The following is a 331-nucleotide window of genomic DNA, read 5'->3' as shown; positions in this document are numbered from 1 at the left end:
CACCCGCCCGCCGTCGGGAGCGGGCAGCGACAGCCGCAGCCCGGCGAAGGGGTGCAGGGCGACCGGCAGGGCGGGCTCGGCGCGCTCGGCGGGCTCGCAGCGCGTCCACGGCACCGCGAAGGGCATCCGGTCGTCGGCGTGCACGCCGCGGGCCGCGAGCTCGGCGAGCTCGACCAGGGCGCCCACGTCCCCCGTGCGCAGCTCCACCCGCCCGCCGTCGGGAGCGGGCAGCGACAGCCGCAGCCCGGCGAAGGGGTGCAGGGCGACCGGCAGGGCGGGCTCGGCGCGCTCGGCGGGCTCGCAGCGCGTCCACGGCACCGCGAAGGGCATC

Annotated in this window: 1 pseudogene; it reads right to left on the bottom strand. The window is 81.0% G+C overall.

The features are described 5' to 3' along the window. Positions 1-331 (bottom strand): annotated as a pseudogene (locus tag GTQ99_RS24060) (hypothetical protein); the annotation flags it as partial.

This window comes from Kineococcus vitellinus, from assembly GCF_009906315.1.
GTDB lineage: Bacteria > Actinomycetota > Actinomycetes > Actinomycetales > Kineococcaceae > Kineococcus > Kineococcus vitellinus.
The sequence above is the reverse complement of the archived record's forward strand: the minus strand, read 5'-3'. Positions and strand labels throughout refer to the sequence as shown.